A 22,432-nucleotide genomic window follows, 5' to 3' on the forward strand; every position below is an offset into this window, starting at 1 on the left:
TTTAGATCCAATTTATATTTTTTTGATCCTTTCACTTTATAATTAAATTTTTAAAAATTATATAATTAAATTATTTTTATTTTAACTTTTTATTTATTTTTTATGTAATTTATGTTATCTTTTTGACCAATTTTAAATCAAATGATAAGGGTAACATATTAATGAAAATGACTTTTCGACCAACTGATTGTTGGCGATGGTATTTTGATAGCGAATACGATAGTTTAATGCTTGAAGTTTCATCTGAAATGTTATTTCGTTCTTGTTATCCAAGTAAAATGTTAGTTCCTGATGTTTTTGGTGAGTTTCCATTTTCTGTTAGTGACGCAACGTCTTATTATCAATTTTATAATAGTTGTCAGTTACTTAATTTGACAGATTCACAAAAGATTGAACTAGCTATTAACGCTATTGTTGCAGCTAATTTTTTAAAGCCTCAAATGCCTAAAAGTTGGTATTTTTCACAACAACCAATGTTATACAAGCCCAAAATAGCTGATATTGTTGAGGTAATTTTACAAGAAGATGGACAAAAGGTTTGTTTAATGGTCGTTGAAGCAGGGGAAAATGCATCTCTTTGTATTATTGCACAAGCTTCATTTATTGCAATGAATAAAACGTTTGTGTTTTCTGAAGCAATTAAAGTAATGAATGATAGATTAATATCTGTAGAGAAAAGATTTACTGAACAAAAGCTGACTTCAGATAATTTTGAATTTAAGGCTATTTCTTAAGTAATTTAATTGTAATATCTCCTTTAGGCACACAACTACAGGCTAAAATTTTATTATTTCGCCTAATAGCAGCTTGTGTTAATGCCTCTACTTCACCTTGTTTTAATTCAACTAGACAACGTCCACAAATACCTGCACGGCAAGAATAAGGTAATGCTATTTTATGTTGTTCTAACTGCTCTAAAATAGTTTGCTTATTATTACCTTTAATTATTTGATTTTCAAAATTTATTGTACAAACTTTTGCTTCAGTTTTTATTTCTGTTGGAAAGGTTTTAATATAATTTTTAGCTGGTTGCCGTTCCAATACTTCAATTTTATCGTGAACTGAAATTGTTCCATGATTTCGGGCTATCATATTCATACCAAAATCAATTTCACCTTGCTTATCGGCTCTAAAGTAACGTAAGGTTTTAATTGGTTCATTATCAGTTAAGAATGTTGCAGATTTTATATTCATTGTCGTTATAACACAGCGACTACAAGGTTTAACAATATCAAAAATCACATTGCCAATTTTTATTGTTTTCCAGCCGTCTTCCGCAAAAGGTAGTGCTCCTTGAATAACGATATTTCCACGAAATTGTCTAATATCGAGTTTTTCAGGGCATTGCTGTTGTAAATAATCAAATGAAGCTTTATTTAATAACAAATAAGGATAACCATCAGCAAAACTAACAGGAATTTCAGGATAGCGTTTGGTTCGACGAGTTAATTGTTGACCAACCCATCTTAATTGTACATCTTTATGCAAAATTTGACTGAAAAATTGATTGACTCTTATAGGGGCAATTAATGAAGTAAAATGATTACCCCAAATTTCAGTAGGCTCATAATTCAACGAAAACTCATCAAGATTAAATATTATCATTTCAGTTGGAGATAGCGAAATATGTACTTCGTTTTTTACTATGAATGTTTTGAATTTCAGGAGCTCAGGGTGTTGTCTTGCCGTGATAAAAGTGCCATCGGGTTCACTAAGCATCAATATACGGTCATGCTCAAAGCCTCCATCAACTGTATTTGCTTTTGTTAGTTGTATCCCTTGCATCGATTTGATTGGGTAGATGTATAGTTGATTGACGAAAATCATAATATCTTACATAAATTACAAATGTTTTGATAATTATATACTTAATTACCCATATCTTATAGTTTTTAGATTTAACAAATGGAATGAATAATTTAGGGCATATTAGCATAACTCGGTATAGCTAATTTCAGTAATATAATACAATGCTTTTCCATTAGGGGTGATAACGGCTATTTCATCATCAACTTTATGACCTATTAATGCTTTTGCTACAGGGCTATTGATTGATATCCAATTTTTTTTAGGATCAAATTCATCGCTACCAACAATACGGTAAATATGTAAATTACCAGATTCATCTTCCAATTTTACCCATGCGCCAAAAAATACTTTACCTTCTTGTTTTGGGTGTGGTTCGACAATTGTTAACGTTTCTAGTCGCTTGGTAAGAAAACGTATACGCCGATCAATTTCGCGTAATCTTCGTTTTCCATAAATATATTCTGCATTCTCACTACGATCGCCGAGGGCTGCTGCATCTGATACAGCTTGTGTAACGCGAGGTCTTTCTTCTTTCCATAAATATTTCAATTCACGATTAAGGTTCAAATAACCTTCTCTTGTTATATAATTATTCTTTCGCATATTTTCATTCCCTATAGTAATCTTTATTTCTCGAGTAAAAACTCGATATTTCTTTATTAAAATATATTGCTCGAGTAAAAATTCGACATTTATTTAATAAAATTTATTCTATTTTTTAATGTTTATCAAAATAACGTTAAATAATCTTTAAAAATCAACATTAAAATGATATTATTTTTTCATTGCTTGTGTTGCGTTTTTTAATTTTATTCTTGGAATATCTCTTGCTCAATAAGTAATTAAGTTAATTATATCGCATAAATAAATTTAATTTCGCAATTATACAATAATAAAATAAATAAGTTGTTATTATTATCACCATTAGGAATGAATATGACTACACGGAAAGAGCCAATTTGGGGTCTAGTTTGTCTTATTAGTTTTTTTTCAACTAAATCTTTAGCATTATCGGCTGTTACTGCAAATCCTATTAATGGAAATAGTCCTCGTTTTATTAGTTCAATTGAAAATAATATTCAATCCAATAAAGCATTTAATTATTTTGGTGTCATCTATAATGGAAATACCTATTTTTATACAGGTGATTTGAACACAGCATTAGGCTCAGATGTTTCAACTAAAACTCCTGAAAGTTTAGGTTTATTAGCAGCAATTAAACAACCAGAAAGCTCTGAGGTTATAGATGTTGATGGTGATGGAGATATTAAATTATCAGAGGACAAGGATAACCCAGTTTCGTTGGAATGGTATTACGAAGACGAAAATAATAAAGAAGTTAAATTAACAGACGATCAAACAAAAACGACATTTGAAAAATTAGTAAAAAGTGGTATTTATCCTTATATTAAAGTTAGTGGTGGGGTAGCATTAACTACAAAATACGGAGTTCCAAATTTTCAAAATTACCCAGATAGTAAGATTGCTATAACAAAAACACCTTATCGAAATTTTAATGTACAAGTAGGTGGTGAAGCTATCAAATATGCTAGTCCACATATGCTTTATAGTGCTCCAGCTTATTCTTGGGGGGATAGATCTGTTTTTGATTGGGTAGACTGGAATGGTTTTGTACCACAAGATGATTATTTAAATAATTTCCCTTCAGTTGGTGCAAATGATCTCTTTTTCTATTTAATTACCGAGAATATTGATAATTCACTAAGCACAACAAAATGGATCGTAAGAACATCGGATCCTGATAAAGGAGCACCTGGCGCAATTACAGCGACAGTTACAAAGTCAGAGGCTCCAAGAGCAGTAGTTGTAGGTGGTTTTAAGGCTTATGATGCGAAAAATATGGTTCTGGTTACGTTAAAAGGTCCTGATTCCTCATCTAAAGGTGCTAATCGAGCTACAGCACCCAAAGCGAATTTACCTGTTGATATTGAGATAATAGGCGAAACCAAACAAGGCGTAATGCTTAGTTACAGTTTCCGGATAACTAAATGGTTTATCAATAGAGGAGAATATATTGATACATATCAAGAGCAAAAAGATTGGTGCAGAAGTTTAGGTGAATATAAATTAGCATCTCTTAGAGAGCTGAGTAATGCAAACTTTCTGCTTCATCAAGATAAATATGGTAATAATCCTGATAACTACTATAAAAGAGCTGTACATGGGGGATTAATTACTGAATGGGGGGGATTAGCGTATTATCAAGGTGATAATTTTTATAATCCAACCTATGGTTGGACTAGTGATATTTCTAATTCTACGGGTTCTCCTATTTATATCAATATGAATGATGCTGCACTAAATGGCGATAGAGATGATCAGCATCCGTATTACGCATTATGTAGTTCTAAATAACGAAGCTAAATTTATAGTATGCTTTATTTAAAGTGAGCCAAATCAAAAAATATAACTACAATAAAATAGTGATATTTTTTTAGGTAGAAGTTCAAGGGATCTGAATTGCAACAGAAACAAGGATAGGTATATAATCACTACTTTGCTTAAAATTGTTAAAAATACCATGATGAATAAACAAATTAGCCATATTATAGCCAGTGAGTTAGCCGTAAAGTCAGAACAAGTTCAAGCGGCGATTCAATTATTAGATGAGGGCAGTACCGTTCCTTTTATTGCTCGTTATCGAAAAGAGGTGACAGGTGGGCTTGATGATACCCAATTACGTACTCTTGATAGTCGATTAAGCTATTTGCGAGAACTTGAAGATCGTAAGCAAACAATTTTAAAGTCTATTGAAGAACAAGGTAAATTGACATTAGAATTAAGTAACAGTATTGCACAAACGCTTAGTAAAACTGAACTCGAAGATTTCTATTTACCATATAAACCTAAACGCCGTACTCGAGGTCAAATTGCCATTGAAGCAGGGCTTGAGCCATTGGCGGATGGCTTATGGCAGAATCCCATGCTTGATCCTGTAATTGAAGCCGAAAAATATATCAATTCCGACAAAGGTATTACTGATATAAAATCAGCAATGGATGGAGCTCGTTACATTTTGATGGAGCGCTTTGCAGAAGATGCAGCATTATTAGCAAAAGTGCGCCATTATCTTTGGAATAATGCTCATTTAGTTTCACAAGTGGTGAGTGGTAAAGAGGAAGAAGGAGCTAAATTCCGAGACTATTTTTCACAAAGCGAGCTGATTTCTAAAATACCATCTCATCGTGCATTAGCAATGTTTAGAGGGCGAAATGAAGGCTTTTTACAACTCTCCTTAAATGCTGATCCGCAATTTGAACAAGCGCCTAAAGAGAGTTATTGTGAACAAATTATCACTGAATATCTAGGCGTCCATTTTAATGAACAGCCAGCAGATAAATGGCGCAAAGCTGTGATTAATTGGACATGGCGCATTAAAATTCTGATGCACATGGAAACCGAATTAATGACAACATTACGTGAGCGAGCAGAGGAAGAAGCGATTAACGTATTTGCTGCTAACTTGCATGATATGTTAATGGCTGCTCCAGCAGGTATGAAAGTTACTATGGGCATGGATCCTGGTTTAAGGACAGGTGTAAAAATAGCTGTTGTTGATGCAACAGGTAAATTAGTTGCGACTGAAACGATTTACCCTCATACAGGGCAGGCAGATAAAGCAGCTATGGTTATTGCCGCACTTTGTATTAAATATCAAGTTGAATTAGTGGCCATTGGTAATGGTACAGCTTCGCGCGAAACTGAACGTTTTTATCTTGATGTTCAAAAGAAATATCCAGAAGTGAAAGCGCAAAAAGTGATTGTAAGCGAAGCAGGTGCCTCGGTTTATTCTGCATCAGAACTAGCAGCGCAAGAATTTCCTGATTTAGATGTATCTATTCGTGGTGCAGTATCAATTGCACGTCGTTTACAAGATCCATTAGCAGAGCTTGTTAAAATAGATCCTAAATCGATTGGGGTGGGGCAATATCAGCATGATGTTAGCCAAACTCAGTTAGCAAAAAAACTTGATGCTGTTGTTGAAGATGGTGTTAATGCCGTTGGTGTGAATTTAAACACTGCTTCGATGATGTTACTTGCTCGTATTGCTGGACTTAATAAAGTAATAGCTCAAAATATAATTAATTGGCGTAATGAAAATGGACAATTTACGGATCGTAAACAATTATTGAAAGTGGCTCGCTTAGGTCCTAAAGCATTTGAACAGTGCGCTGGATTTTTACGTATAATGGATGGTAAAAATCCTCTTGACGCATCGGCCGTTCATCCAGAAGCTTATCCAGTTGTAGAACGAATTTTAGAAAAAAATCACAAATCTTTAAAAGAAATTTTAGGTGATACAAACTATTTAAAATCACTTAAAGCAATCGATTACGTAGATGATCATTTTGGTGTGCCAACAGTTACAGATATTATCAAAGAGCTTGATAAACCTGGTCGTGATCCAAGACCTGAATTTAAAACTGCGCAGTTTGCTGATGATATAAAAACGATGGAAGACCTAAAAATAGGTCTGATTATGGAAGGATCTGTTACTAATGTAACTAATTTTGGTGCGTTTGTTGATATTGGTGTGCATCAAGATGGTTTAGTGCATATTTCAGCTTTATCAGATAAGTTTGTTGATGATCCAAGAACAGTGGTAAAAGCTGGTGATATAGTCAAAGTTAAAGTAATAGAAGTTGACATTCCTCGAAAACGTATCGCTTTATCAATGCGATTAGATGATCCTGCAACGTCAAAAACTGATAATCGAAAATTCATTAATGAACGTTCGGTTAACAATACTAAAAAACAACACTCATCTTCAATGACTAATAATGTCATGGGAAATGCATTTGCAACTGCATTTAAAAAGAATAAATAATATTTTTCTAGTTTAAGGGACAATTGTCCCTTTTCTGCATTTAAAACCATCTAGTTAAAGCTACCTAATAGCGATCTATTCAATATAGAACTGAAACATATAATTAAAGCCAACTCAGGTTTATCTTTTTTACTTAATGTAATAGTATTATCAGTTATGATATAAAGTATTATTAATATTATATAATTCTATTGTAAATATCCTTAAACAAGCAGCATAATTTCTACTTGAATCTTGACTAAGTTTGAAGTATTTACACATTGGTATAAATTATCTGTTATTTATTGATACTTAAAAGTAACAAGTTATTACCATTACAAATAAACATTAGGTAATATAATATGTTGTAGGCTATGTTGTTTTAATTGTTCTGCAAACTGTTCTACTTCGGGTCTACTGGCAGGTGGCCAGTTTTTAGCAATACCATATACACCATGATTATGAAAAGCATTAATTCTTATTTGAATATTGGAATCCAAATCAATTAAAAATTTGGCAATATTTTCAGCATTATCCTGTAGATCCGTTTGTTTAGGAATAATTAAAAGTCTTACCTCATATAGTTTTTTTATTTTTGCCAGATAGTTAATCGTTTCTTTTACTCGTTGATTGTCTCTTCCCGTTAACTTTTTATGCACATCATTATCCCAAGCTTTGAGATCAATCATTGCGCCATCCATCACATTTTCTACTTTTTGCCATCCTGTTTTAGTTAAATAACCATTGCTATCAATAAAACAGGTAAGGTGCTTTAAATCGTTAGATTGTTTGATAACATTGAATAGCTCTTTAATAAAGGGTAACTGCATTGTTGCTTCTCCACCACTTATGGTAATACCATTTAAAAACGGTAGATATTTCCGAATAGCGATTAAAATATCATCTACACTATATCTATAAGTCATTGGTGATGAAGAATGCTTACAAGTATTAATACAAGTATCGCATTGCTGACAATTTGAAGTTTGCCATATAACTTTATTGTTACTAAAACTTAATGCTTTGTGTGGACAAGTATCAACACATTGACCACAATCCTTGCACAATGATATCGTATAAGGATTATGGCAGTTTAAACAACGAAAATTACATCCTTGTAAAAATATAACTAGTCGATTACCAGGTCCATCTACACAAGAAAAGGGTAAAAGCTTATTAACGATTGCCCATGACTTGCTCATGACTAATTACTCGTGGTTTTCGACATAAATAACTATTATTTTCGGTATTTTCGGCAGCTTCGGCTCCTAAGAAAGTAGTATTAATTCGCGAACCTTCTTTTTTATATCTTTTAATATCAGATAATCTCACCATATAACCTGTAACTCGAACAAGATCATTACCACTGATATTGGCAGTAAATTCGCGGAAACCAAATTTGAAAGCAGCTTTACAAATTTGTAGCAAAGCTAGGGGATTATTTTTTATGGTCTCATCAATTGTTAAAATATCACTAATACCCGAAGTGAAATACTGGTGATGTTTATACAGAGCCATAATATGAGTGACAGGATCGGGTTCTTGCCCATATGGTATTCTTAATCCAGGTGTTGTTGCTCTATCTATACTAATGCCTGATTGTGAATGTAGCATTGCTTTCCCTTTCCAAGCATAATCTATTGTATGGTTATTAATAAACTCAGCAATTAATTGTGTAATAGTTAATGCAAGTTCATTAGCTTGTTCATCAAAACCATAACGTCCAGCTAAATTTGCTTTTTCTTGCAAGATATTGACAGCTTCAGCCATTCCAAATATACCAAACATTGGAGCAAATCGTTTTGGATCAATTAAACCTTCTTCAACTAAAAAACTGCTGTTAAAAAAGTTTGATTTATTGTAAAGAAAGTATAACCTTGCTTGAATAAGATTGAGCTGCAATTGACAGTAGTGAGGTAAGATATTTGACAAAAAGTCTTCTATATTTTTACTGCGTATCGCAACTTCTTTTAAATTGATTCGTGAAAGCGTACTTCCTCCTCCAGCAACTGGTAGTGAATTATAGCAACTTACAACACCGTAACCTTGGTTATCAAAATCTTTTTGGATCATATTGTTGTTTGCAATATGAGGTTTGCTTGTTTCACAAATATTTTCAATTGTCACTAATAATAATGATTCTGGTGTAATGTCTTCATCATAGATAAAGGTTAAATTTGGAGCAACTTGTTTGAGCTCTCTATCTATACGCAAGATTACCCGACAGATAATATTATCGGTTGGTCCAATGTTTGCATGCATAAATGCATCAGGTAAATTACGATCAAGCATGATCCAAAAATGCTTTAATCGCTGATAAATCTCATCTTCAGTAAGATTACCAACGTAAGGAAGTAAAATTTGATCTAAGCATCCTAAATAAACAGGCATACCAGTTACTGAAGGAACATGATGATAGATGATGATAAGCAAATTCAATGCATCATCAAATGTTTCAGCTGGATTAAGTTCTAGCCATTGTGATCCTTGTTTTAAAAATTTCACATAATCAGGTAAAACATAACGAGGTTTATAAGGTGCGTGACCTTCGTACATATCACAAATAACGCGGTCATTTAAAGCTTGTTGTGTTTCTTCATCCAGATCTACATAAGGTAAATTATTTTCTGCTGCTAAGGCGAGCAAATTTGATTTTTGTTTGGGTGACAAATTGGGGTCTGTCACAATATTATAACAACTTTGTTGAAATTCGGTCATGCTCATAATTATCTCAATATTTATTTCTCAATAATAAATTGTTTTGGTTCATAATCAGACGCAGTAATTGGCGAATGAGTCTCAAAATACTGTTTTACTACATCGGCATCGCGATAACCCGTATCAACGTAAGTCGGTGATGTATTAGTTATTGGATAGCCATCTCCACCAGCGGCTAAAAAGTCAAGTGTAGCAATGCGGTAGTTTTTTTGTAAATTGATCGGTTGATCATTAATTTTTACATCTTCAATATTGTTCCCATTTCTTGTTAGGTTTATATTTTTCAAATGTGCATACCCACCCGAACCTTGTTTTTTACTTAATGCAACTTTTAGATAATCAATTAATTCACTACCAGTTAATTCGAAATAAACCACACTGTTACCAAAAGGTTCTACTTTTAAAATATCACGATAAGTAATATTACCTTCAATTAATGAGTCACGAATCATCCCCCCTGACATAATGCCAACGTTTGCATTGGTTTTTTCAACAAAAGCACTGAGTAAAAGTTGTCCCATATTGCTTTGTTGGTATCTAACAACATCTCGATTACCTTCTAATCGTCCTTTTAACTCGCCACTTTTCACTAATAACTGCTGTTTACCTAATTCTTGATAAGGTCTTAAATTTTCAAGTAAGGATTTATCTTGAGGAATTTCTTGCGTGTAATATTCAAGGCGTTTGGTACTGTTACCATTATCAACCTCTTTTTTAAGGTTAATAGGAATTAATTGGTAATTTTTTAACGTGATTTTGCCATTTAAAAAGACAAAATCTGCACGTCCAACATATTTCCCCCATTCGTGGGCCTGCACAATCCATGTGCCATTTTGTTGATCTGGCGCACAAGGTGTACCTGGTACATATTCGGTAATACGTTTATTAGGACTAGCCATACACACAGGGTTTTGTGAGTGTCCTCCCACTATCATATCTAAATCGCCGGCCTGTAAATTTCTGGCTAATTCAACATCACCCAGTGCCATTGAGCCATGTTCACCATTTTCATAATGCCCCATATGAGTGACAGCAATAATCATATCAGGGTGTTCATTATCTTTTAACTGTTTAATTATTTTTTGTGCTTCGGGTAAGGTTTGTCGAAATTCGACGCCTTCCGTATTTTTGGGTGAAGCAAGAAAAATGGTATCGTCAGTGGTTAAACCAAACACAGCAACTTTAATACCATTCAAATCAAACATTTGATAGGCATCAAATACACGTTTATCTGTGCCTTTAAAGTAAGTGTTTGCCGATAAAAAAGGAAATTTTGCCCATTTCTGTTGCTCACGAATAATAGTCAAAGGATGATCAAACTCATGATTACCCACAGCCATAGCATCGTAACCAACCGCATTCATGCCAATAAAATCAGGTTTGGCTTGCTGTACATCAGATTCAGGGACACCAGTATTAATATCACCACCTGATAGCAGCAGTAATTTCCCTCCTTTTGCCGTAACTTCTTTTCGAATTTCATCTACTACGGTTTTTTGAGCAGCAAGCCCATACTCACCAATATCATTTTGCCAAAAACGGCCGTGGTGGTCATTGGTATGCAAAATAGTAAATTGATAAGACTTGTCTTTTTCTAAAGTTGGAACTGATGAGCTTTTTGTGGAAACAGCGGCCATGCAAGAGGCTGAAAATAGCCCCATACAAACAAGTAATGATAATTTTTTATTAAACTGATAATAGTACATGGTATCTCCTAAATCCTTATATAACAGCTATTATCCTGTAATCACCTTGTAAATAAGTTGTGGCTCAGTTGCGTTATCACTAATGGTAATATTGTCATATAATTTTTGCTTGATAGTATCAAGCTTATCAGTATTGGCGTGTATCGTTAATAAAGCTTCACCTTCAGTAACTTTGTCGCCTACTTTTTTATGTAACACGATTCCAACAGCGGGATCAATAATATCTTCTTTGGTTGCACGACCAGCACCTAATTGCATTGCAGCGATCCCGATTTGATCTGCGATAATTTTTGATACATAACCTGACTTAAGGGCTGGTAGGGCAATTTGGTAAGGTGCACTAGCCAATTTTTCAGGATGATCAACGACCGAACTATCACCGCCTTGTGCTTCAATTAGGGTTTTAAACTTCTCGATAGCTTTACCATTTTTAATGACCTCTTGAAGTTTTATTCTGGCTTCTTCTAATGTTTTTGCTTTATCGGCAAGTACAACCATTTGACTACCTAATGTTAAAACCAGTTCGGTTAAATCGGCTGGACCATGACCTTTTAACGTATCAATTGCTTCTTTTACTTCAAGAGCATTACCAATTGCAAAACCAAGAGGTTGAGACATATCCGAAATAATTGCCATGGTTCTACGGCCAATTTGATTACCAATATTTACCATTTCATGGGCTAATTTTTCTGAATCGGCCATATCTTTCATTAGCGCACCATCACCTGTTTTAACATCAAGAACGATGGCATCAGCACCCGCTGCCAATTTTTTACTCATAATTGAACTTGCAATAAGAGGAATAGAGTTAACAGTACCTGTTACATCACGTAACGAATAAAGTTTCTTGTCTGCTGGGGTTAAATTGCCTGATTGACCAATAACTGCAAGGCCTTTATTATTAACTTGATTAATAAAATCTTGTTTACTTAATTCAATTTTAAAATCAGGAATCGATTCAAATTTATCTGTGGTGCCGCCCGTGTGACCAAGCCCTCGTCCGGACATTTTTGCTACTGGAACATCTAAAGCTGCTACTAAAGGAGCTAGAACTAATGTTGTAGTGTCACCTACACCGCCAGTTGAATGTTTATCAACTTTAATGCCTTTGATTGAAGACAGATCAACAGTATCGCCAGAATACATCATCGCCGAGGTTAAATCTGCGCACTCTTTGGAAGTCATACCTTGATAATAAATTGCCATTAATAAAGCACTAACTTGATAATCGGGGATAGTTCCATTGGTATAATTAGTGATAAAAAATTGGATTTCATCAGTGGTTAATACATTGCCGTCACGTTTTTTTTCTATAATATCTACAAATCTCATTACTATTCTCTCTTACTATCAATAAATAAAATTAGTGTATTGCTTTGTTTATACAAAATAAATTTTAAGTCCTAATTATTATTTTTTATTGTTAAAAAATAATGTTAATCAAGATCACTTGGTGAAAAAGACCAAGGTAATAATTCTCCCACTGTTGTTTCCTGAATTTTACCGTTCATATTGGTCAAAATAACAGGCATATCTTTAGCACAAAACTCACTAATAACTTGACGGCAAGCTCCACATGGTGAAATAGGCCCATCAGTAGCTCCAATTACCACCAATTTTTTAAATTTTGTTTTACCTTCAGAAACCGCTTTAAAAATTGCCGTTCTTTCGGCACAATTTGCTAGTCCATAAGATGCATTTTCAATATTACAACCTAAAATTGCTTCATCATCTTCAGTAATTAGCACGGCACCAACCTGAAATTTAGAATAAGGTACATAAGCTTTAGAACGGGCTGTTTTAGCAAGTTCAATCAGTTTTTCAATTTTCATATTAATAATCCTTTTGGCCGTAATAAATCTAACTAAATTTTAGGTTGAGTGTTAACAGGAGACTGCAAATCTATCTTATAAACACCAAAACCAGATGTATCTGTATCGATAAAATGAATAGGGTATAGTGAATGTTTCTCGATATAGGTTTTAGCTTCATCTGTTGGTGATGATTCAAAGCGAATATCTAATTTTGTGTTACTAATAATTGGAGAAATTTGCCAATTATTGTCGATGGTAACATTCGTTATACTATATTTTTGGGTAGTATTGGTAATATAGGCTGAAAGAATTACTCTTAGATCGTCAGGAGAATTAAATTTGACATTTTTTTCACCAGTACCTGGAAATATACCACTATAAGCACGATAATTATTGGTGGCAATTAAGAATTCTTGGTTAGGAGCAATTGTTTTTTGTTGATAAGTCAGATTCCTAATTCTTTCAGATGTAGGGTTAATTAACTGGCAATTTGCATCATAACGGGGTGGCTTTGTTACATCTATTTGATAATTCACTCCATCAATAATATCAAAATTATAGGTTCTGAATTTATCCCAATTAATCAAATATTGTGGTTGTGATGAATTAGTATTAATTTGATTATATACACCAGCTGAACACTCTAACCACTCTTTGACATCTTTACCTGTAATTTTCACAGCAGACAAAATATTAGGATAAAGGTAAATATCTGCAGCATTTCTAAACGACAAATTACCTGCTTTAACATCAACAAAAGCGCTAGGATCGTTTTTCCTGCCGCCAGCTTTAAATGGTGCAATGGCCGATAAAACGGGCAAACCATCAAGATCAGGATCCCCTTTAATAAACTGCTTAACGTAATCGATTTGTGCATCATTAATAATTTGTAAGGCAGATGTATCTTCAACCAATGCTAGATAGCTCGTAATATCGGTTGAAACTTTACCTATTGGTTTACTAACAAATTCACGTGTTCCTTGGTGATCTTTGTTTAGAATGTCGACGATTTTTTGATCGGCTTTAACAAGTGCCTTTTTAGTTTTTACATCATAGATTGGTCTAGCTTCTGATTTACCTGAAATCACTTGCCATTTTGATTTATCACCATCAAGAACTAAGTCCACCACTCCCAAATGGCTACCCCAATGTCCGGGCATAACAGCAGGCACATGATTAATGTTACCAGTTTTGATATCAGTATTTGGTAATGATTTGAAATCTTCACTAGGAAATATGCCGTGAGAATGACCAAACATAATTGCATTAATACCCTCTACTTGACTCAAGTAGTAAACCGAATTTTCAGCTAATGCTTTATAAGGTTCAGCTGAAACACCAGAATGTGGAATAGCAATAATAACATTAGCGCCTTGTTTTTTCATTTCAGGGACTAATAGTTTGGCCGTTTCTGTAATATCTTTGACGACAACTTTGCCATCAAGATTAAGTTTGTCCCATTGCATAATCTGTGGAGGGACAAAACCAATATAGCCGATTTTAATCGTGTGCTTATTGCCGTTTCTATCAATAACAGGAGTATCTAAGATAATATATTGTGTAAAAAATGGCTTTTGAGTTTTGGCATCATAAACATTAGCGTTGATGTAAGGAAATGTAGCCCCAGAAAGACTTTTTTGTAGAAATTCTAATCCAAAATTAAATTCGTGGTTACCAATATTACCCACACTATAATTAAGTGTATTGAGCGCTTTATAAACAGGATGAATATCGCCATCATTAAAACCCTTCTTTACGGCATAATCAGCCATTGGGCTACCTTGAATTAGGTCACCATTATCAACAAGAACACTATTTTTTACCTCACTTCTTGCTTGATGAATTAAATTAGCAGTTTTTACTAATCCAAAAGAATCAACAGACTGATCTTTGAAATAATCATAATTCATCATGTTTCCATGCAAGTCGGTTGTTTCAATAATCCTTAAATCAACCGTTGCGGCATTAACAACGCCAGATATAAATAGGGTTAAAAAGGGTAAAATTAACTTATTTTTTTTCATGCAAATCTCCTATTATTCTGACAACTAAATTAGTTAACGGGTATGGCTAGTAACAGCTTTTGATATTCTAAAAATCGTTCAATGATTGCTGGATGATATTTTTTGTCATTAATAAATTTTTTAAGCAATTGTCTATCATCAGATGAAAAACATAAAAGAACTTGCTCAGTTAAACGACTTTTAACCATATCTTCAACAAATGCGGCTTGAATGCCACATAGCGTTATATCAAGCAATTCTAATCGTGAAAATGCAAATATGGATTGGGCGATACTATATTCTTTTTCAATATCAGTACCAAAAATCCCTGCATCATCGGTATTTAAGGTAATGCGAACACCTTGGTCATAAAGTTGCCTTATTGGATGTTGATAAATATCGCCATGCAATTCATTCACTAAAATCCGATTACTCGTTAAAGCAATTTCTAGAGTAATTTTTTTTTCGACCAGCTCACAAATAAGCGCTTTGTTTTCAATGGCACGAATACCATGACCGATTCTGATTGCACCGTGTTTAAGAGCTTGAATAATGCTCTCATCTGAATCAATTTCGCCAGCATGATACGATTTTTTTAAGTTCAGCTGAGTAGCCAACTTATGTGCATCTTTAAAATCATCAAAATGCCCAGCCATTTCGTTACCAGCAATATTAAATCCCGTAATAAAAGGGTGATGATTTTGCTGAATAAAACACAACGTATCATAAACAACTTTAGCGCCTAGGTGTCTAACACCAATAACGTGATATCTAACTGTAATATCATAATCGTTTTGTACCTTTATAATTGCTTTGTCCATGTGGAAAAGAGTTTGATTGAACCTTTCTTTATCCCAAATTAATTTTCCATTCACTTCGGTTGTGCAAATATGATAGGGGGACAAAAATAGCTCGCAATAAATTAACCCTTGTTTAGCATTTCTATTAAGAAAATCGTAAGTAATAGAATAATAATCTTCAGGATCTTTTAGAAAGCTAGAAACGGTATCATATGTATTAATAAATTCTTCAAATTTGGATTCGTCATACAAATATCTACCATTTTTATATTCTTTGGCATTGTATTGACCTGATTTGTAACATAGTGTACTAGGAAAAGGAATATTATTTTTTTGCGCTAACTGATGAGCCATGACAGGGGTAATGCTGCCTTCAACATGTTCGTGCAATATAACTTTAGGTATCATTTGATCGTTCATTAGGTATTTAATCTATTTTTAAATGAGATAAATTGGCTTTAATAACATTGGTTTTACTAACAATGATATCAAAAGCTTATTAAAAAATTTTTAATAACATGTATATCATTGTTAATTGAGTTATTTTAACTTGATAAGATACTTATCTGCTATATCTTTTGCATCACTTATTTATATTTTTGTGCGGTAAATCAAATTTTTACGATAATTAATTGTTAGTAAAAAGGCAACAAAATGTATTGTTGCCTACGTATTGATTGAGTGGGAAAAAGCTCCACCACACAAAGAATAATTAATTAATGATTTAAATAGTTTTTGGATTAGGCTTTTCGTTTTTAAAGATCAACATAAATACAATTGCTAGAACCAAAGCATAACCTGCAAAAATAAGCCAAACTGTTTGCCATTCTGTAACGTTTCCAACTGTATAATAATCGACTACATAACCACTGCCTACCGAACCTAAATAAGCACCGAACCCATTAGTCATGGTCATAAATAATCCTTGAGCACTATTACGAATGGTTGGCGATACCGATTTTTCAACATACATTGAGCCAGATATGTTGTAAAAGTCGAAAGCACAACCATAAACAATCATTGAAAGGAGAAGTAAAACAGAACCGAAAAGAGATGGATCGCCATAAGCAAATAAACCAAAACGAGCAACCCAAGCAAGCATACTAATTAGCATAACGTATTTAATACCTAAACGTTTCATAAAAAAAGGTACAAATAAGATAAATGCGACTTCTGACATTTGAGAAATAGATAACAGTATAGAAGGGTATTTAACCACTAAACTATCAGCATATTCAGGGAATCTTTCAAAATCATGTAAAAATGGATTACCAAAAGTATTGGTTATTTGTAAAATACCGCCTAATAAAACTGCAAATAGAAAAAATATAACCATTCGTGGTTGTTTGAATAAAACAACAGCATCTAACCCTAATGAACTAATGATGTTTTTTTCTTCAGTTTTATTTTTTGCTGTTGGAATCAATGGTAGCAAGAATGAATAAAGGCTGAGTAATAAAGCAGATGCAGCTGCAATATAAAGTTGCATGCTACTCAGTTCTAATTTTAAAAGACTTACAAGCCACATAGCAACAATAAATCCAATGGTGCCAAAAATTCTGATACAAGGGAACTCGGTAATAACATCAAGTCCACGTGATTCTAAGCAAGAATAAGCGATTGAATTTGAAATGGCGATGGTTGGCATGAAAGCTAGGCAATGAATCAATATCACAATCATCATCATGAAAGGAGATGTTACTGAAGCCGCAATAAATAGCGTTAAAGCACCGATTAAATGACAAAGCATATACAAACGGTTAGCAGGTATCCATCTATCCGCTACAATCCCAAGTAAGCCTGGCATAAACAAAGAAGCGATACCCATTGTTCCGTATATTGATCCTACTTCAAGACCAGTAAATTGTAATTTACGTATCATATAAGAACCGAGAGTTATTAACCAACTTCCCCAGATAAAATATTGTAAGAAAAATATAACCCTAAGTTTAAAATGAATATTCATTTATAATTCCTTAATAAACGAGATTTACTATAATCTAATATCTAAATATCAATAAAATAATTATTTGATCAAAATAAAAAATGGCAGATTAACCTGCCATTTTTTTAGTTTTGATTTAATAAAACAGACTCCAGTGCAACAGTGATCATTTCTTTGAACCCTAATTGTCTTTGTTCTGCTGACATTGCTTCGCCTTTTCGGATATGATCCGAAACTGTACAAATAGCCAGTGCTTTTGCACCATATTCAGCCGCAACGCCATAAATGCCAGCTGCTTCCATTTCGACGCCTAAAATATTGTATTTTTCCATAACATCAAACATATCAGGTTCAACACTATAAAAAAGGTCAGCAGAAAAAAGGTTACCAACTTTAACATTCACACCCAATTTTTTAGCTGCATTAACGGCATTACAAGTTAAATCAAAATCGGCGATAGCGGCAAAATCATGATCTTTAAAACGTAAACGGTTGACTTTTGAATCGGTACAAGCACCTAACCCAACAATAACATCCCCCAAGTTGACATTAGGGCTAATTGCACCACATGAACCAATACGAATGATGTTTTCAACACCATAAAATTTAATTAGTTCGGTTGTATAGATTGAACAAGATGGAATACCCATTCCATGCCCCATAACTGAAACCTTTTTATCTTTGTAATAACCAGTAAAACCCAACATGGATCTTACATTAGTAACTTCTGTTGCATTCTCTAAAAAGGTTTCTGCAATGAATTTTGCTCGTAGCGGATCGCCGGGCATTAAAACGGTTTTTGCAAAGGCATTATCAACAGCATTAATATGCGGGGTAGACATTAACTTCTCCTGATATTTGTTTTGAAATCGATATTACTTAAACTTAAATTATTTATTTTTTTATAAAAGATTTACCGTAATCCATTGGCGATAAATCAAAATAATCGGCAACACTCTGTCCTATATCGGCAAATGTTTCACGATGACCTAAAGAGCCAACAGGCACACTATCTCCGTAGACAATGACAGGAATATGTTCGCGAGTATGATCGGTACCTGACCAAGTTGGATCACAACCATGATCGGCGCTAATAATAAGCAGATCGCCAGGTTGGATAAGCGCTAACATCTCAGGAAGACGACTATCAAAATATTCTAAAGCAGCGGCATAACCTGAGACATCGCGACGATGCCCATAAGAAGAGTCAAAATCGACAAAATTAGTAAATACAATCGTATTATCTTTAGCCTGCTTAATTTCTTCTAGTGACGCATTAAATAAAGCTTCAAGACCGGTTGCTTTTACTTTTTTGGTAATTCCAACTTGTGCATAAATATCGGCAATTTTACCAATTGACACTACGGTACCTTGTTTTTCATCAACTAGTTTTTTAATCATCGTTGGTGCTGGTGGTTCAACAGCAAGATCGTGGCGGTTACCCGTACGCACAAATTCGCCCGCTTTTTTGCCAACAAAAGGTCTAGCAATAACGCGGCCAATGTTGTAATTACCTTTATTTAGCTCATCACGTGCAATTTCGCAGACTTCATAAAGTTTATCTAAACCAAATGCCTCCTCATGACATGCAATTTGGAATACAGAATCAGCAGAAGTATAAAAAATTGGCTTGCCAGATGCTATATGTTCTTCACCAAGTTCATCAAGAATGACTGTACCAGATGAGTGACAATTACCGAGGTAACCAGGAAGTTTTGCACGAGAGACAATTTTATCTAAAAGATCTTGAGGGAAGCTATTAGTGGTATTAGTAAAATAACCCCAGTCAAAAAGAACTGGCACGCCAGCTAATTCCCAATGTCCTGATGGAGTATCTTTACCTGAGGAAATCTCGCTTGCATAGCCATATGAACCAATAATTTCACCTTCAGTTTGCATACCTTTAGGATAATGACCAGTTGATTCATACGCCGCTTCGATTAAGCCTAATTTGCCTAAATTAGGTAAATTTAATGGACCACTACGACCATGCTCAGCTTTACCTAAAGCACAAGCTTCAGCAATATGTCCTAAAGTATCAGCACCCTCATCGCCATATTTATTTGCATCTTCAGCGCCACCGATACCAAACGAATCTAGGATCATAATAAAAACTCTTTTCATAATTTCCTCTAACTAATAAGCAAAACTTAATTTGTGTACAATCTTTTTTATTAGAATTCTGGTTATAATTTATAAAAACATCGCTTAGTTAGCTATAATACACGATAACAAAAAACAAAAAAGATTTAAGCGTTGCTTTAGCTGAATATTTGTATAAATAATGTGATTAATTTGATCTTAGTCATATTTTTGTATATCAAAAAATTTATAAAACATTTTTTTAAGTGTAGAAATTAGTCATGCTGTTTACACTATTTTGAGAAAAAAACGTAATGAATATACATAAAAAACAAAACATTCTGACTTGGAACATTCTTATTTATAATTCTATTTATCTGCATTTATATAAAACAACCCAAATTTATTTAACACAATTTAATTAAGGAGTGACTGATGTCATTTGTCAATGCCTATGTGTCGGAAGAAGATGCTAAAAAATATGATTTAGATAATTTATGGAATAAGTACAATCCTTGGTTCACTCAAATGCCTGAACTATTGAAGAGTTTTGATGTTCACCAACACGCTTGGTGTGTGGATAAGGAACGAGGATATTGGTTATTTTACTGTGGTGATGTATTGACTTATGATAGTCCTTCGGGTTTACCTGAACCCACTGATAAGGAGGTGTTTATCCTGCATATTAATGGTCAGAATATTGAATTTATTTTGACTCGTGGCGATTTGGATCCTAGTGAGTCAGTATCTACCGACTTATATCCGATACAATTTGCTTGGGAAATTGTGTCAATGACCCCGAGTAGTTTACCTAGTATGTCGAAGACGGATTTATTAACCATTTTAAAAGAGGCATTAACTGCCTATAAACGTGGACTTAGAAATTTAAATGATAATAAGAAAGCACTGATTAGATGTAATTTTTAGTATTTTGTAAGCTAACACTATAATCAATTATTATATCGTCTATTTTTGTTTATTTACAAACCAACTATCTTATTTATAATTCTGTTTATCTGCATTTATATTTTATATAACAGAGCCCAAATTTATTTAACACAATTTAATTAAGGAGTGACTGATGTCATTTGTCAATGCCTATGTGTCGGAAGAAGATGCCAAAAAATATGATTTAGATAATTTATGGAATAAGTACCGCCGCTTTGGTACCAAAATGCCTGAACTATTGAAGAGTTTTGATGTTCATCAACACGCTTGGTGTGTGGATAAGGAACGAGGGTATTGGTTATTTAATTGTAATTATGTTTTAAATTATGATACTCCTTCTGGTTTACCTGAAGCAACTCATAAGCAGGTTTTTATTCTGCATGTTAATGGCCAGAATATTGAGCTTATTTTGGAAGCTACTCCTTGGAAACCTAGCGATTTGCAAGCGATCGGTTTGGAATATGTCAACTCATTTCCTATAAAAATTGCTTGGGAAATTGTATCAATGAACCCGAGTTGTCTACCTAGTATGTCGAAGGCGGATTTATTAACTATTTTAAAAGAGGCGTTAACTGTCTATAAATTTAGTGGACTTAGAGATGTAGAATCTAATGAAGAAGCACTGATTAGATGTAATTTTTAGTATTTTGTAAGCTAACACTATAATCAATTATTATATCGTCTATTTTTGTTTATTTACAAACCAACTATCTTATTTATAATTCTGTTTATCTGCATTTATATTTTATATAACAGAGCCCAAATTTATTTAACACAATTTAATTAAGGAGTGACTGATGTCATTTGTCAATGCCTATGTGTCGGAAGAAGATGCTAAAAAATATGATTTAGATAATTTATGGAATAAGTACCGCCGCTTTGGTACCAAAATGCCTGAACTATTGAAGAGTTTTGATGTTCATCAACACGCTTGGTGTGTGGATAAGGAACGAGGGTATTGGTTATTTTACTGTAGTGATGTGTTGAATTATGATAGTCCTTCAGGTATACCTGAACCAACTACTAAGGAGGTACATATCCTGTATGTTAATGGTCAGAATATTGAATTTATTTTGGACTCTAGCGATTTGGATCCTAGTGAGTCAGTATCTACTGACCTATATCCGATACAATTTGCTTGGGAAATTGTGTCAATGAACCCGAGTAGTTTACCTACTATGTCGAAGGCGGATTTATTAACCATTTTGAAAGAGGCATTATCTGTCTATAAATGTAGTGGAATTAGAGATTTAGAAGCTAATAAGAAATCATTTTTTAAGTTTAATTTTTAGTATTTTGTAAGCTAACAACATAATCAATTATTATACTGGAGGAATAGACCAATATGGTGGGATTGACTAAAGAGGAAGCGGAAAAACGATTATTTAAGGTCAAGGATGCCGATGGATTACGTGATTTAATACAGCAATTAGATATAAATACCCATGGCAACACAACCATCCTCTAAAATGCTCTAAATTCACATTTACTAAATTTTAATCTGCTAAATTTCAATTTACTGCTTCCTTCAAAATATCAGCATACTTTTTAATCGAATTTCAACATTGTCACAGCTCAATTATTAATCAAATTATAATGATAATTTAATCAGTTTGTCTCCTGATAATGAATACTTATAATCTATTTTGGGTTATTTACAAACCAATTATCTTATTTATAATTTTGTTTATCTGCATTTATATTTTATATAACAGAGCCCAAATTTATTTAACACAATTAAATTAAGGAGTGACTGATGTCATTTGTCAATGCCTATGT

The 22,432-nt window shown here is 33.5% G+C and carries 19 protein-coding genes; 7 read left to right on the top strand and 12 right to left on the bottom strand.

Features of this window, described 5'->3' with window-relative positions; translation table 11 throughout:
- Window positions 1-161 precede the first annotated feature (161 nt).
- Window positions 162-734, top strand: a complete 573-nt coding sequence (locus tag A9G32_RS05595; protein WP_081296765.1) for a cell division protein ZapC — start codon at window positions 162-164, stop codon at window positions 732-734.
- On the opposite strand, the gene A9G32_RS05600 is transcribed toward A9G32_RS05595, so the two are convergent.
- Both A9G32_RS05600 and greB read right to left on the bottom strand, forming a co-directional pair.
- Window positions 724-1,827: a YcbX family protein gene (locus tag A9G32_RS05600; protein WP_065589682.1), complete on the bottom strand. Its 1,104-nt coding sequence runs from the start codon at window positions 1,825-1,827 to the stop codon at window positions 724-726. The genes A9G32_RS05595 and A9G32_RS05600 overlap by 11 nt on opposite strands.
- A 102-nt stretch (window positions 1,828-1,929) precedes the next feature.
- Window positions 1,930-2,412 carry a transcription elongation factor GreB gene (gene greB, locus A9G32_RS05605; protein ID WP_065589681.1) on the bottom strand — a complete coding sequence of 161 codons (483 nt, stop codon included), beginning with the start codon at window positions 2,410-2,412 and terminating at the stop codon, window positions 1,930-1,932.
- 333 nt (window positions 2,413-2,745) lie between these two features.
- Here greB and A9G32_RS05610 point away from each other — a divergent pair, with 333 nt between their 5' ends.
- Together A9G32_RS05610 and A9G32_RS05615 are read left to right on the top strand one after the other, a co-directional pair.
- A complete protein-coding gene (locus A9G32_RS05610) occupies window positions 2,746-4,185 on the top strand; it encodes a hypothetical protein (RefSeq protein WP_065589680.1) in 1,440 nt (479 codons plus the stop codon).
- Window positions 4,186-4,351: 166 nt separating this feature from the next.
- Window positions 4,352-6,658 carry a Tex family protein gene (locus A9G32_RS05615; protein ID WP_065589697.1) on the top strand — a complete coding sequence of 769 codons (2,307 nt, stop codon included), beginning with the start codon at window positions 4,352-4,354 and terminating at the stop codon, window positions 6,656-6,658.
- Between the two features lie 314 nt (window positions 6,659-6,972).
- Here A9G32_RS05615 and A9G32_RS05620 read toward each other — a convergent pair whose 3' ends face one another.
- From A9G32_RS05620 to A9G32_RS05665, 10 genes are all read right to left on the bottom strand, one after another.
- On the bottom strand, window positions 6,973-7,839 hold the full coding sequence (locus A9G32_RS05620; protein WP_065589679.1) for a YjjW family glycine radical enzyme activase: 867 nt from the start codon (window positions 7,837-7,839) through the stop codon (window positions 6,973-6,975).
- Window positions 7,814-9,361 carry a YjjI family glycine radical enzyme gene (locus tag A9G32_RS05625; RefSeq protein ID WP_218055851.1) on the bottom strand — a complete coding sequence of 516 codons (1,548 nt, stop codon included), beginning with the start codon at window positions 9,359-9,361 and terminating at the stop codon, window positions 7,814-7,816. Before A9G32_RS05625 ends, A9G32_RS05620 begins: the two co-directional genes overlap by 26 nt.
- 14 nt (window positions 9,362-9,375) lie before the next feature.
- Window positions 9,376-10,992 (bottom strand): bifunctional UDP-sugar hydrolase/5'-nucleotidase UshA, encoded by a 1,617-nt coding sequence (gene ushA / locus A9G32_RS05630; protein WP_442902821.1) that lies wholly within the window; start codon window positions 10,990-10,992, stop codon window positions 9,376-9,378.
- Window positions 10,993-11,091: 99 nt separating this feature from the next.
- Window positions 11,092-12,393, bottom strand: coding sequence for a pyrimidine-nucleoside phosphorylase (locus tag A9G32_RS05635; protein WP_034911047.1), 1,302 nt, complete (start codon window positions 12,391-12,393; stop codon window positions 11,092-11,094).
- A 104-nt stretch (window positions 12,394-12,497) separates the two neighbouring features.
- On the bottom strand, window positions 12,498-12,902 hold the full coding sequence (locus tag A9G32_RS05640) for a cytidine deaminase (RefSeq protein ID WP_442902820.1): 405 nt from the start codon (window positions 12,900-12,902) through the stop codon (window positions 12,498-12,500).
- Between the two features lie 23 nt (window positions 12,903-12,925).
- Complete coding sequence (locus A9G32_RS05645) at window positions 12,926-14,899, bottom strand: bifunctional 2',3'-cyclic-nucleotide 2'-phosphodiesterase/3'-nucleotidase (protein ID WP_065589677.1); 1,974 nt, start codon at window positions 14,897-14,899, stop codon at window positions 12,926-12,928.
- Window positions 14,900-14,928: 29 nt separating this feature from the next.
- Window positions 14,929-16,098: an adenosine deaminase gene (gene add, locus A9G32_RS05650; protein WP_065589676.1), complete on the bottom strand. Its 1,170-nt coding sequence runs from the start codon at window positions 16,096-16,098 to the stop codon at window positions 14,929-14,931.
- A gap of 304 nt (window positions 16,099-16,402) precedes the next feature.
- Complete coding sequence (locus A9G32_RS05655) at window positions 16,403-17,644, bottom strand: nucleoside permease (RefSeq protein WP_065589675.1); 1,242 nt, start codon at window positions 17,642-17,644, stop codon at window positions 16,403-16,405.
- A 104-nt stretch (window positions 17,645-17,748) separates the two neighbouring features.
- Window positions 17,749-18,465: a purine-nucleoside phosphorylase gene (deoD, locus tag A9G32_RS05660; protein ID WP_065589674.1), complete on the bottom strand. Its 717-nt coding sequence runs from the start codon at window positions 18,463-18,465 to the stop codon at window positions 17,749-17,751.
- A 52-nt stretch (window positions 18,466-18,517) separates the two neighbouring features.
- Window positions 18,518-19,747, bottom strand: coding sequence for a phosphopentomutase (locus A9G32_RS05665; RefSeq protein ID WP_065589673.1), 1,230 nt, complete (start codon window positions 19,745-19,747; stop codon window positions 18,518-18,520).
- A gap of 393 nt (window positions 19,748-20,140) precedes the next feature.
- On the opposite strand from A9G32_RS05665, the gene A9G32_RS05670 reads away from it, so the two are divergent.
- From A9G32_RS05670 to A9G32_RS13345, 4 genes are all read left to right on the top strand, one after another.
- Window positions 20,141-20,632, top strand: coding sequence for a hypothetical protein (locus tag A9G32_RS05670; protein WP_065589672.1), 492 nt, complete (start codon window positions 20,141-20,143; stop codon window positions 20,630-20,632).
- Window positions 20,633-20,786: 154 nt separating this feature from the next.
- Complete coding sequence (locus A9G32_RS05675; protein WP_065590892.1) at window positions 20,787-21,296, top strand: hypothetical protein; 510 nt, start codon at window positions 20,787-20,789, stop codon at window positions 21,294-21,296.
- 154 nt (window positions 21,297-21,450) lie between these two features.
- Window positions 21,451-21,945 (top strand): hypothetical protein, encoded by a 495-nt coding sequence (locus tag A9G32_RS05680; RefSeq protein WP_065591029.1) that lies wholly within the window; start codon window positions 21,451-21,453, stop codon window positions 21,943-21,945.
- 53 nt (window positions 21,946-21,998) lie between these two features.
- The gene (locus A9G32_RS13345; RefSeq protein WP_255306830.1) at window positions 21,999-22,121 is read left to right on the top strand and encodes a hypothetical protein; all 123 of its coding nucleotides are present in this window, start codon (window positions 21,999-22,001) and stop codon (window positions 22,119-22,121) included.
- The last annotated feature ends 311 nt before the right edge of the window (window positions 22,122-22,432 follow it).

Origin of the sequence: Gilliamella sp. Gris3-2 (assembly GCF_001690345.1) — a bacterium.
Taxonomy (GTDB): domain Bacteria; phylum Pseudomonadota; class Gammaproteobacteria; order Enterobacterales; family Orbaceae; genus Gilliamella; species Gilliamella bombi.

Coding starts and splice junctions, on each gene's coding strand:
- A9G32_RS05595 (WP_081296765.1), top strand. CDS start 162: ATGAAAATGACTTTTCGACCAACTGATTGTTGGCGATGGTATTTTGAT.
- A9G32_RS05600 (WP_065589682.1), bottom strand. CDS start 1,827: ATGATTTTCGTCAATCAACTATACATCTACCCAATCAAATCGATGCAA.
- greB (WP_065589681.1), bottom strand. CDS start 2,412: ATGCGAAAGAATAATTATATAACAAGAGAAGGTTATTTGAACCTTAAT.
- A9G32_RS05610 (WP_065589680.1), top strand. CDS start 2,746: ATGACTACACGGAAAGAGCCAATTTGGGGTCTAGTTTGTCTTATTAGT.
- A9G32_RS05615 (WP_065589697.1), top strand. CDS start 4,352: ATGATGAATAAACAAATTAGCCATATTATAGCCAGTGAGTTAGCCGTA.
- A9G32_RS05620 (WP_065589679.1), bottom strand. CDS start 7,839: ATGAGCAAGTCATGGGCAATCGTTAATAAGCTTTTACCCTTTTCTTGT.
- A9G32_RS05625 (WP_218055851.1), bottom strand. CDS start 9,361: ATGAGCATGACCGAATTTCAACAAAGTTGTTATAATATTGTGACAGAC.
- ushA (WP_442902821.1), bottom strand. CDS start 10,992: ATGGCCGCTGTTTCCACAAAAAGCTCATCAGTTCCAACTTTAGAAAAA.
- A9G32_RS05635 (WP_034911047.1), bottom strand. CDS start 12,393: ATGAGATTTGTAGATATTATAGAAAAAAAACGTGACGGCAATGTATTA.
- A9G32_RS05645 (WP_065589677.1), bottom strand. CDS start 14,899: ATGAAAAAAAATAAGTTAATTTTACCCTTTTTAACCCTATTTATATCT.
- add (WP_065589676.1), bottom strand. CDS start 16,098: ATGAACGATCAAATGATACCTAAAGTTATATTGCACGAACATGTTGAA.
- A9G32_RS05655 (WP_065589675.1), bottom strand. CDS start 17,644: ATGAATATTCATTTTAAACTTAGGGTTATATTTTTCTTACAATATTTT.
- deoD (WP_065589674.1), bottom strand. CDS start 18,465: ATGTCTACCCCGCATATTAATGCTGTTGATAATGCCTTTGCAAAAACC.
- A9G32_RS05665 (WP_065589673.1), bottom strand. CDS start 19,747: ATGAAAAGAGTTTTTATTATGATCCTAGATTCGTTTGGTATCGGTGGC.
- A9G32_RS05670 (WP_065589672.1), top strand. CDS start 20,141: ATGTCATTTGTCAATGCCTATGTGTCGGAAGAAGATGCTAAAAAATAT.
- A9G32_RS05675 (WP_065590892.1), top strand. CDS start 20,787: ATGTCATTTGTCAATGCCTATGTGTCGGAAGAAGATGCCAAAAAATAT.
- A9G32_RS05680 (WP_065591029.1), top strand. CDS start 21,451: ATGTCATTTGTCAATGCCTATGTGTCGGAAGAAGATGCTAAAAAATAT.
- A9G32_RS13345 (WP_255306830.1), top strand. CDS start 21,999: ATGGTGGGATTGACTAAAGAGGAAGCGGAAAAACGATTATTTAAGGTC.